This window comes from Biomaibacter sp. TOL (assembly GCF_059717795.1).
Map to the genome: position 1 here is coordinate 2,167,832 of NZ_AP046092.1, position 10,706 is coordinate 2,178,537.

Below are 10,706 nucleotides of genomic sequence, written 5' to 3' on the forward strand. Positions count from 1 at the left end.
CGAGAAAAAATATCTACTTGTTTTTAGCCTCCCTACGAGGAATTGAAACTCGTCCGGAGGGTGTTCTGGATCACGGGCAGCTCTCCGTTTTTAGCCTCCCTACGAGGAATTGAAACTGATGAACTGTATCGAGGCAACGGGCGGCAGTTACTGTTTTTAGCCTCCCTACGAGGAATTGAAACGGCGCTCGAACTCACCCATCTGAGCGTCTGCCAGGGCGTTTTTAGCCTCCCTACGAGGAATTGAAACTTTCTGAACATGCAAAGTCAAAATTAAAACCATATGGTTTTTAGCCTCCCTACGAGGAATTGAAACAAGCGAGCGGGCTATCTTGGCCTGTTACAAACGAAATGTTTTTAGCCTCCCTACGAGGAATTGAAACCCTGTACTTGACGTTGTTAAACAAGTGCTTACTATCAGTTTTTAGCCTCCCTACGAGGAATTGAAACCCGTCGTATTCGGCGACCTCGGTAGAGAAGAATTTGTTTTTAGCCTCCCTACGAGGAATTGAAACCTGCCTCCAGAAGGTCGTTGTTATTCACCTTTTCTCCGTTTTTAGCCTCCCTACGAGGAATTGAAACCCTCCTTAGGCGGTTTTTTCTTTATCCTCAACCACACAGTTTTTAGCCTCCCTACGAGGAATTGAAACACTTTGCAGTGCCCTTGCCATGCGAGGCGAAACTAAGGTTTTTAGCCTCCCTACGAGGAATTGAAACCCGGCAATGAAAGGGAAGTATCGTTTGCGGCAGATAGTTTTTAGCCTCCCTACGAGGAATTGAAACTTAGGGGATTGAAACAGAGTCTAATAAATATGTTTGTTTTTAGCCTCCCTACGAGGAATTGAAACGCAGGTGCTTAATAAAGCCTATTTGATTTGAACTTGCGTTTTTAGCCTCCCTACGAGGAATTGAAACAGTGCATACGAGAACGGCCAGCTTTTGCCATCCGGAGTTTTTAGCCTCCCTACGAGGAATTGAAACGGCTGTGTGTCGTAGCAGTATGTAAGTTCTTCGTCAGGTTTTTAGCCTCCCTACGAGGAATTGAAACCACTATTATCACTATAGACGGCAGAGAATATGCAGTGTTTTTAGCCTCCCTACGAGGAATTGAAACTAACTGCCATGGTGGTATGTAGCAAAAAGAAGACAGGGAAGTTTTTATCATCCCTACGATTATCGACTGGTATACTCGATATATTGTTAGCTGGGAACTTTCATCCACACTAGAGAAAGAGGATTTGTGCTCAGGGCACTTAAAAAAGCTATTGTATCAAGGAAAACAGAAATTATCTACAACGATTAAGGTGTACATTTTATCTGCGGAGATTATATTAATCTTTTGAAAGAACATGAAATTCAAATCAGCATGGACGGAAAGGGCCGCGCCATCAATAATACCATAACAGTAAAGTTCTTACGTAATCTCAAGTGGGAGAAAATTTATTACGATTTTTATCACAAACCTAATGAGGTTTAACTGGGCAGTAAGGACATACATCGAAGAGTACAACAATATCCAGCCCCATCAAGCCGTAGGCTACAAAACACCTGCCAATATTTATTATATGGGCTGATTTCATCGGCAGGGCCATCTAACCACTGCTTGAAGGGAATGATCTTGAAAAGGTGGAGAGATATTAAGAAAATAAAATGTAAACCCAGATTTTAGTAAGGTTTAATAAAAATACCAGTTTCTAAGAGGAAGAGATGCCGTGTTTGATAATTTTTCCGATCTAGTGCTTCTTGTCGGAACAAACCCTTTGCCTAATTATGTTATTGCAAAGTATTTTTTAAAAACAAATTCGAATCTAAAAAAAATATGGCTGATTCACTCGGAGAAAGTAGACAAGCAAGAAGGAACCCTGGAATTTGCCGCAAATATCAGAAAGGTTATTTCCCAGGAATTCGAACCGAGGAAGCTAGATTTTGAATTTATCGCGTTAAATAACGTCGGTTCCGCACTAGCTATTAAAGAAGATTTAGAGAAAAAGTTTTTTTGTAAGTTGCCCAGGGATGTAAAAATGCATTTAAATTATACTGGCGGCACCAAATCTATGGCTGTCCATGTGTATAGGAATATGGAGCAAAAGTTAAAAAATCACTGCTCTTTTTCTTATCTTGATGCAAGGACTTATATGTTAAAGTCGGATGAATCAATAGATCCCTCAAGCAATGATTTAAGAGATGATGTAAGCATCTCCCTAGATGACCTGATAAAACTTCATGGTTACGAAAAATACAAAGAAGATAGTCCTTTTACGACCGATAATTTTGATTCAATCATGAACTTATTTGAAACCTTGATAAAAGAAGATAAGCTAGAAAAAGTTTTTCTGTCTTGGGAAAATAGTTTTTTAAGGAAGGTTTATTATGAAAATGGTAAATTCATTTTAAAACCAATGGATTTTTTAAAACATAATAAGCTTTTAAATGGAAATGGTCAAATCGATGAATTGAAAATCAATAAATTTAAAGATGAGTTTAAAGAGAAAACCCCTGATGAAATAAAAGAATTGCTCGGGCTTTTTCCACAAGATAAATCTATATTAGATGATGATGGTAGTCTCTGGATTCCTGATGTAAATGAGACTAAGAATAATTTTAAAAAAAGAATTGGAGGTACAATAACAGATTTTCTGGATGGTAAGTGGCTTGAGTCTTATATATACCGGATTATACAAAATGCATTAACTAAAGATGATAAACTTCATGAAAAATACAATAAGAAAAATATATCGATAGATTCAAACTGGAGAATACGTAAACATGGTGTAATTAATAAGGATTTTGAGCTAGATGTGATAGTATTAAACGGCTATCAAGTTTGCGGGATATCCTGTACAACTTCAGATAAGCAATCTATATGTAAAGAGAAAGCTTTTGAAGTTCTTCATAGAGTAAAACAAATTGGCGGAGAAGAAGCAAAAGCTATACTTGTGACATGTTTGGAAAATGATGTAAAGGACGATTTTGTAAATGATATCTTAATGGTTTCCGGTTCCAGCAGATCAGATTTTATAGCGCTTGGTATAGAAGATTTAAAACCGGAAAAGCTCTGGAAGCAAATAAGAGAACATATCTGGGAGGTCGATTGATTTGTTTAAAGTTGCGGCTGTTTTACTTGATACCGTTTCAATACAAAAATATGTTTTTGCCAGCAATAAATTAAAAGAGAATATCGGTGCATCTTATAACGTGAGAAGTATTTATAGGGATGAATTGACAGAAGCCGTTGAATCGGCTATCGGCTCTCAATGTGATATAAATGCTTGGAAAGTATCACCCGAACAAAGTCCTATTAGACAGAAAAACGTCGAATTTGAAATGGGATATATAGGCGGGGGAAATGCGCTACTATTTTTTAAGACCGTTGAAAAAGCAAGAAAGTTTGTAGAAATATGGACTTCGCAGTTGTTGATAAAAGTCCCGGGTATAAAAACGGCGGTAGCTATATCCGACTTTGACTTGGATAACTTCAGAGAGGATTTGGACAAGCTTTTTGAACAGCTAGTCGAAAATAAAAACAAGTTTTTTCCTAACGTTACTCTTGGGAAATATTGCATAACTGTCGATTGCCCTCTATCAGGTCTTTCAGCAGAAGTATTTCATAAAGATGTGGATTTTACAGGCTATATTTCTTCTGTATCAAAATCAAAATTGCTGAGTGAAAAAAAGGCTCAGGAACAATTAATAGATGGATTTTCGGAACAACTAGGCTCAAATTATACTTTTACTGAGGAGATAGATGATCTGGGACAGACAAAAGGTGAAAGTCATATTTCGGTAATACATATGGATGGCAACTCCATGGGAGAAAGGTTTAAAAAATGCAAAAGCCTTTCTGCATTAAGGAGTCTTTCTTTTAGCGTGGATGATACTGTGAAAAATGCCTTTAAAAAACTGATACGGTATATTATTGATGATGTTATGCCTTCTATGACCGATGAAAGAAGATTTGACATAGCAGAAAAAAAGAGAGTTAAGGTGCTCCCCATGCGGCCCATTCTTTTGGCAGGCGACGACATAAATTTTATAACTGACGGTCGATTGGGCATCCATCTTTCGGAGAAATTGATTGATTTTATGACGGAAAAGCCTTTGAGCGACGGAAGGATTTTGTCGGCCTGTGCGGGAGTATCCATTATCAAGACAAAATATCCCTTTTATAGGGGCTATTCCTTGGCTGAGGAACTGTGTGCATCGGCTAAAGGCGAAGCTCATAAAAGACAAGACACCTCATGGTTGGATTTTCATATATCTTACGGCGGATTTTCCGGAAATTTAAAAGATATAAGACGTACGCGGTTTACTACAAAAGAAGGGACATTAAACTATGGGCCTTATCTTATTTCAAAGGACATCAAAGACGAAAGAAATATCTATCACCTTAAAAAGGGTATCAACACATTTAAAGAAAAGTGGCCGAAGTCTAAAGTTAAGGAATTTCGTTCCAGATTGGTTATGGGGAGAACGGCAGCGGAAGAGTTTTTAAAAGAGATGGATGAGCAGGGCATCAAGCCGTATGAAATACCTGAAAAAAGCTATGCTGCAAGCGGGTGGGAAAATAAAAAAACTCCGTACTTTGATATGATAGAGCTTTTGGATTTTTATTTTGAGGATTTTTCCAGGGGGGGGGAAAATGATAATGAAAGCATATAACCTGACTATTAAATTGATTTCGCCGACATTGCCCGGATCAGGTGAAGGTTGGGGCGGTGTCATTGATACGGACATAGTATTTGATGAGATAGGTTTGCCCTTTTTCCCTGCAAGAAGATTAAAAGGAGCCCTAAGAGAGAGCGCAAAAGAAGTTATAGAGATGTTGGATAAGGCAAAAATAAATCCTTTTTCATCCGATATAATAGATGAAGCCTTTGGCAAACCCGGAAGCATTGATGCAGGTTCACTCATTTTTGAGAATCTACATATTTCCGAATATACCCGAGTTTTGACTTGGTGCAGATGGGCCATAGAAAAGGGATTACTATCTACCGAATCTATACTTGATGTTTTCACGGAACTTCGCCAGCAAACATCTATAAACGAATATGGAGTTGCAGAGGAAAATAGCCTTAGGACGTCAAGAGTATTAAAACCGGGCATCGCTTTTTTGGGTTATGTATTTTTAAGTGACGATAGACAAGATATTACAAAGTTATTGACATTATCCTGTTGTAATCTTCGCCACTTAGGAAGTATGAGACATAGAGGATATGGTGAAGTAGAATGCCGCTTATATGAAGATGGAAAAAGTCTGTCTGAGCAATTTATAGCGGAATTAAGGAAGGAGGTTGCGAGATAATGTATTCGCTAAAATACCATATTACTCTTAAAGCTCCGGTATTGATCAGCGGAAATACGGGAGATATTAACATGACCGAGACTCTGGATTTTATACCGGGAAGTAGCATACTTGGGGTATTGGCTTCAAAATTTATCGACACAAAAGGGATTAAGGATGCTCATGAAAACGAACAATTTTACACGTGGTTTTTAAATGGTGGTTTGACTTTTTCCAATGCTTATATGGTAATAAAAGAAAACGATAGATCATATAATACTATTCCTGTACCTTTGTCTATCCAGGAAGACAAATTTAGTGGAGATATATATAATTTTGCTGTTGAAAAAGTCGATAAACAAACAAGGAATATAAGTTCATACGGCTTTTTAAAAGATGAAAGAATAATATGCGGCTCACCTAAAAAGAAAATAAATTTTCATCATTACAGGAAGAGCCGATTAAAAGGTCACAGTGAAAAAAACGGTGGGATATTTAATTATGAATTTTTGCTGCCTGAACAGACTTTTACAGGGTCAATTTATGGCAGAGAGCAAGATTTAATAGAACTTAAACAAATGTTTCAGGACAAATTCAATATTCGACTAGGGCGTTCCCGCCAAACGGAATATGGCAGCGCTGTATTTGAATTTCTTGATATAACAAAGAAGGATCTTGATTTTGATACCGATGAGCTTGATGATAACGCTGCAATCTTGACTTTTATTTCACCATGCATTCTGTTGAATGAATATGGGTTCCCCGAAGTATCCAAAAAGACACTTAAGGCTTATTTGGAAGGTGTCTTTGGTAAGAATAGATTCTCTATCGAACATTATAGTTTGAAATCGATAAGTGTAGAAAATTATATCTCCATCTGGAAATTAAAAAAGCCTTTGGAAAATGCTTTGATGGGTGGTTCAACCATAAAGCTTGTTTTTGATAAAGATATTGATAATGAAATACGGCAAAAGTTGATAAACCTAATGGAAAATGGCCTTGGGGAGAGGACTAATGAAGGGTTCGGCCAAATCATGATAAATTTGCCGGTAAAAGAAAGATATACGAAGAGCGAAGTAAAAGAGAAGATTGAAAAACCCAAAGATGAATTACCTCAGATGGCGAAAGATATTTTTACTTCGGTAATTAAGGACCGATTGGGGAAAGAAATCGAAGTAAGAGCAGTGTTGGCAGCATCGGAATTTAATAGAAAAGATCGAGGTTCAAGCCTTCCGAATAACAGCCTTCTGGGTAGGTTAGAGCTTATGCTGAGAAGTGTAAATAAAGATGAGTTTATAAATAGATTACAACAATTAAAAGAACCCGCAAAAAAACAATTGTGTAACTGCAATAATAATAAAAAAACATTATGGGACTTTATTTTATACGAAGAGGATTATGATTGTAAAAAAGTTATAATCAGAGACGAAAAACTAAGAGAATTATCAAAAGTGGTATCTTTTAATGTAGATGACGATAAAAGTTTTCAAGATGAAATTTTTAGAAGGTATTGGTCAACATTTTTTAGAGAAATGAGAAGGATTAACAAGAAAAATTCTGCGGCAAGGGGGTATAAACAATGAATCATCAGCGGGAAAAAGCCAGCATTGTCGGGAGAATATTAGCAAGAGGCGAGTTACGGCTTGAATCCCCTATAATAATAAGTAGTGGAGAAAAGAGTGATACGGATATATTGGTATTGAAAGATACAAGAGGCAATCCTTATATTCCCGCCACATCTATGGCAGGCGTTTTAAGGCACTATTTTTTTGAGCAAGCCCAGATAGATAATAACATCAAAGAGTTAGAATATTTCTGGGGCACGGATAAAAAAGACGAGAATAAAGAAGAAACATATCAAAGTTCGTTATTTTTATCCGATTCAATACTCATAGGTAATGCTTCTATAGTGATAAGAGATGGGATTAAAATAGATGAAATGAGCGGCATCGCCGAGGATAAGAAAAAGTTTGACTATGAAGTGGTCGAACCGGGGGCAGTTTTTAATTTTAAAGCAGAAGTCATTTTGCGGGAATGTTTTGATGAAGATATATTCCGTAAGGTTTTGTCTTTTATTATTAAAACTCTTGGTGAAGGAAAGATTTCCCTGGGTTCCATGACTACAAAGGGTTTCGGTAGATGTAGATTGGATAAAGTATGTTGCTTGAAATATGATTTTAAGAAAAAAGATGATGTTATAGCATGGTTGGAAGGTAATGACGGAGAAGATATAACTCAAGAGATAACCTCTTTAAAAACGTATCGAGAAAAAGATGATGATTTTACAATGGATGCTATTTTTAAAGTGAAAAATTCTCTTATAATAAAATCATACTCCTCGAATCCGAAAGATCCCGACATGGTGCATATTACCAGTAATGGCAATGATGTCATACCGGGTACATCCATAAAAGGAGCCATAAGGGCTAGAGCCGAGCGCATTATAAATACCCTAGGCTTTCAAGGGGAATCGTTTATAAAAGAAGTATTCGGATGGGCTGATGATCAAAAAGGCTCGGAAGGAGTAAAAATAAAGAGTAGATTTTTTGTAGAAGAGACTATAATTGACAAAGGAAAAATGGTAAAAGAAGTGCAAAACAGAATAAAAATAGATAGATTCACAGGCGGCGTCATTAAATCGGCTCTCTTCGATGAGGCTCCTATCTGGCCTGTGGATGGCACTGACAATGGGATAGGTATCCACATGAAGATAAAAGATTATAAAGATTGGGAAGCAGGGCTTATTTTATTGGTATTAAAGGATTTATGGAACGGCGATTTGCCCTTGGGCGGGGAAAAAAGTATAGGTAGGGGAGTGTTGCAGGGAGTATCGGCAAAACTCAAGTTTAAAGATAAAGTTATAGAGATGACGGAGCAAGATGGAAATTTAAAAATAGATGAAGACGCTCAAGAATATCTAGAGCAAAAGGTAAATTCATTTTTGTGTGAATGTGAGAATAGGAAGGTGATATTTGATGAACGGGCTAAAGCTGTCTAATATCGATACCGAAGTTATACTTACTGAAAGACAAGTAAAAAGTTGGGAGGATTTGCAAAGGATAGTTGATGAATATATACAATCCGGATATGTGATTGCTTATTTACACTATAAAGTCCTTATAGGAAAAGTCAAAGATAAGGTTTTGGCTTTTTATCGAGGTGAAACATTTGACCCCAAATATCTTTTAAAACTTAGGGCATTTAACGAAGAAAAAGAAGTATATCTGTGGAGAAGAACAGAAGGTGAGTTTCACGTAAGGTTTAGGATAGACGGTAAAGGATCTAAAACAGATGTGGTCGATGCGGAGCAGATTCTCTGGGGGACAAGTTCCAGAGTGCTGGGCGATGGATGGACGCTCTTGGCATGAAAAAGAAATCATTAATGATAAACAACATACAATTATTAGAGCGGTAAAACCAGGCACTATTTTTAATTTTAGAATAAGGTTTGAAAACCTATCAAAAGTTGAACTTGGAGCCTTACTTTTTGTATTAGACCTACCGAAAAACCACTATCATAAGTTGGGGATGGGCAAACCCTTGGGATTAGGATCTGTTAAAATAACACCCTCTCTATTTTTGACAGATAGAAAAAAACGATATACAAGGCTTTTTGAAAACAACAAGTGGTATTTAGCGCTCGAAGAAAAAAGTATGGGTGAATATAAAAGAGATTTTGAAGAATATATTTTAGGAAAAATAAAAGAAGATGAAAGAGGAAATGCCAGATCCCTTTGGGATGTAGGCAGGATGAGAGAGTTAAGAGTGATGTTGGATTGGGGCAATGTAAGCAAAAAGGATTGGCTTGAGAAAACAAGATATATGGAAATTGGGCACATTCAAAATGCGAAGAAAGAAAATGAATTTAAATCTCGCAGAGTACTACCTGAACCTAGCAGAGTAATTAAGCTATAAATATGCTTTTGGATGATACCCCCCTCCGCCTTTTGGTAGAGGGGGGTATTATTTTTCAAGGCGCCGGGTTTATTTTTCCTCTATTTTTTCCTTTTCCTCTGCCGCCTGTTCGGGTTTTACTATTTTCTCGATGTTTATGTCTACTTTTTCAACTGTATAACCTGTGAGGGACTCTATCTCGCTGACTATCTTTTCCCGAACCTTTTTCGCCACTTCGGGGATATTCACTCCATAAAGCACGCTTATTTTTACATCAAGGGAAACAGTGCCGAAACCGTTTTCTGATGCTGCGCTTTCGGTCTTTTTCACGGTGATCTGCGGGGCGAATCTTTCGGTGAACACTCGGGTGAGGCCCAGCAGGGCTCCTTTCTTTTCCTGCCGGAAGACATCCTCCACCTTTTGTATGGCCTCTCGGGCTATCTCCACAAATACAGAATCGTTGATGGTGGTTTTCCCTTCCTCCATGACCTTCACCTCCATAAAATTTTAACTATTTTTTCTTTCTTATGGTATTCGACATTTTTATTGATATTCCTTCCCTAGTGTATAAATTTAACATTACATTTTCATATCATCGGTAAAAAAATACCGACAGGCATCCGGGGCCGGTATGGGTGCCTATACTGGCCGAAAGCTCCCCTATTACTACTTCTTTGACATTGAACCTGGCTTTTATCTGCTCTGCAAGTCTTACAGCCTCTTCCGGCGCGTGTGCATGGACGACCCCTACCGTCTGTTTATCCAGGTCGCGGCCCTGTTCAGCCATGATTTCCAGCAGCCTCGCTGCGGCTTTGCGCTTTCCCCGCACCTTTTCCAAGGGGACTATCCTGCCTGAGGAATCAAGATGAAGCACGGGCTTGATATCCAGCACCGTTCCGAGAAATGCCTGAATCCTGGTGACGCGGCCGCCCTTTAAAAGATATTCGAAGGTATCCACTGTAAAGATGGAGCAAAGTCTGCGTTTCAAATCTTCCACAGCTTCTGCAATTTCGGAGGCGCTTTGACCGCTTTCCGCCATTTTGGCGGCTTCGTACACCAGAAGGCCCTGCCCAGTGGAAGCCGCAAGGGAGTCTACGATATGTATCCTTTCCTGTTCTTTTTTTTCAAATTCAGCCTTTGCCATGAGGGCGCTCTCATAGGTGCCGCTGAGCCCCGAGGACAGGGTTATTACCACCGCTTCCAGGCCTTGCTGCAGGGCATCTTTCATGAGGTCATAAAAAGCCCTGGGGGACGGCTGGCTCGTGCGCGGGATTTGACGGGCGTTGATGAGCCTTTCGTAAAACTGTTCTCGGCTCAGCTCCACACCATCGAGAAAGGTTCCATCCTCGAAGGCGATTGACAGGGGAGCGAATTTAATGTCGTATTTCTTCAGTATTTCCTCCGGCAAATCGTTGGCCGAATCGGTTATTATCTTTGCTTTCAAAATATTCAACCTCCTTTTTATCAGTCTACCATTTTTAGAGTAAATAATAAAGCGGCAATTAAAATAATGGATTTGCTTAAATTTTATC

General features: G+C 38.4%; 9 protein-coding genes and 1 CRISPR repeat array (1 of these 10 cut by a window edge). Of the genes, 7 read left to right on the forward strand and 2 right to left on the reverse strand.

All coding sequences use genetic code 11. From position 1 onward, the window contains the following. A CRISPR array of direct repeats spans nt 1-1,113; the repeat unit is 30 nt; unit sequence GTTTTTAGCCTCCCTACGAGGAATTGAAAC; it begins 15,683 nt to the left of the window's first position. 598 nt (nt 1,114-1,711) lie between these two features. The 7 genes from AC6I1H_RS10725 to AC6I1H_RS10755 are packed head-to-tail and all read left to right on the forward strand — an operon-like array spanning nt 1,712 to nt 9,195. After that, a complete protein-coding gene (locus tag AC6I1H_RS10725) occupies nt 1,712-3,094 on the forward strand; it encodes a PDDEXK family nuclease (RefSeq protein WP_497737584.1) in 1,383 nt (460 codons plus the stop codon). 1 nt (nt 3,095) lies between these two features. Then, complete coding sequence (locus tag AC6I1H_RS10730) at nt 3,096-4,658, forward strand: Cas10/Cmr2 second palm domain-containing protein (RefSeq protein ID WP_497737585.1); 1,563 nt, start codon at nt 3,096-3,098, stop codon at nt 4,656-4,658. Continuing rightward, nucleotides 4,639-5,301: an RAMP superfamily CRISPR-associated protein gene (locus AC6I1H_RS10735; protein ID WP_497737586.1), complete on the forward strand. Its 663-nt coding sequence runs from the start codon at nt 4,639-4,641 to the stop codon at nt 5,299-5,301. Before AC6I1H_RS10730 ends, AC6I1H_RS10735 begins: the two co-directional genes overlap by 20 nt. Beyond that, nucleotides 5,301-6,863 (forward strand): RAMP superfamily CRISPR-associated protein, encoded by a 1,563-nt coding sequence (locus AC6I1H_RS10740; protein WP_497737587.1) that lies wholly within the window; start codon nt 5,301-5,303, stop codon nt 6,861-6,863. Before AC6I1H_RS10735 ends, AC6I1H_RS10740 begins: the two co-directional genes overlap by 1 nt. Then, nucleotides 6,860-8,278, forward strand: coding sequence for an RAMP superfamily CRISPR-associated protein (locus AC6I1H_RS10745; RefSeq protein WP_497737588.1), 1,419 nt, complete (start codon nt 6,860-6,862; stop codon nt 8,276-8,278). Before AC6I1H_RS10740 ends, AC6I1H_RS10745 begins: the two co-directional genes overlap by 4 nt. After that, entirely contained in the window at nt 8,256-8,648 is a 393-nt protein-coding gene (gene csx19 / locus AC6I1H_RS10750; protein ID WP_497737589.1) for a type III-D CRISPR-associated protein Csx19, read from the forward strand. Before AC6I1H_RS10745 ends, csx19 begins: the two co-directional genes overlap by 23 nt. Next, on the forward strand, nt 8,626-9,195 hold the full coding sequence (locus AC6I1H_RS10755) for a hypothetical protein (RefSeq protein WP_497737590.1): 570 nt from the start codon (nt 8,626-8,628) through the stop codon (nt 9,193-9,195). Before csx19 ends, AC6I1H_RS10755 begins: the two co-directional genes overlap by 23 nt. Nucleotides 9,196-9,264: 69 nt before the next feature. Here AC6I1H_RS10755 and AC6I1H_RS10760 read toward each other — a convergent pair whose 3' ends face one another. Together AC6I1H_RS10760 and AC6I1H_RS10765 are read right to left on the reverse strand one after the other, a co-directional pair. Beyond that, nucleotides 9,265-9,660, reverse strand: coding sequence for an Asp23/Gls24 family envelope stress response protein (locus AC6I1H_RS10760; RefSeq protein ID WP_497737591.1), 396 nt, complete (start codon nt 9,658-9,660; stop codon nt 9,265-9,267). A gap of 106 nt (nt 9,661-9,766) precedes the next feature. After that, nucleotides 9,767-10,618, reverse strand: coding sequence for a DegV family protein (locus AC6I1H_RS10765; RefSeq protein WP_497737592.1), 852 nt, complete (start codon nt 10,616-10,618; stop codon nt 9,767-9,769). Nucleotides 10,619-10,706 lie beyond the last annotated feature (88 nt).

Coding starts and splice junctions, on each gene's coding strand:
- AC6I1H_RS10740 (WP_497737587.1), top strand. CDS start 5,301: ATGTATTCGCTAAAATACCATATTACTCTTAAAGCTCCGGTATTGATC.
- csx19 (WP_497737589.1), top strand. CDS start 8,256: ATGAACGGGCTAAAGCTGTCTAATATCGATACCGAAGTTATACTTACT.
- AC6I1H_RS10735 (WP_497737586.1), top strand. CDS start 4,639: ATGATAATGAAAGCATATAACCTGACTATTAAATTGATTTCGCCGACA.
- AC6I1H_RS10745 (WP_497737588.1), top strand. CDS start 6,860: ATGAATCATCAGCGGGAAAAAGCCAGCATTGTCGGGAGAATATTAGCA.
- AC6I1H_RS10760 (WP_497737591.1), bottom strand. CDS start 9,660: ATGGAGGAAGGGAAAACCACCATCAACGATTCTGTATTTGTGGAGATA.
- AC6I1H_RS10755 (WP_497737590.1), top strand. CDS start 8,626: ATGGATGGACGCTCTTGGCATGAAAAAGAAATCATTAATGATAAACAA.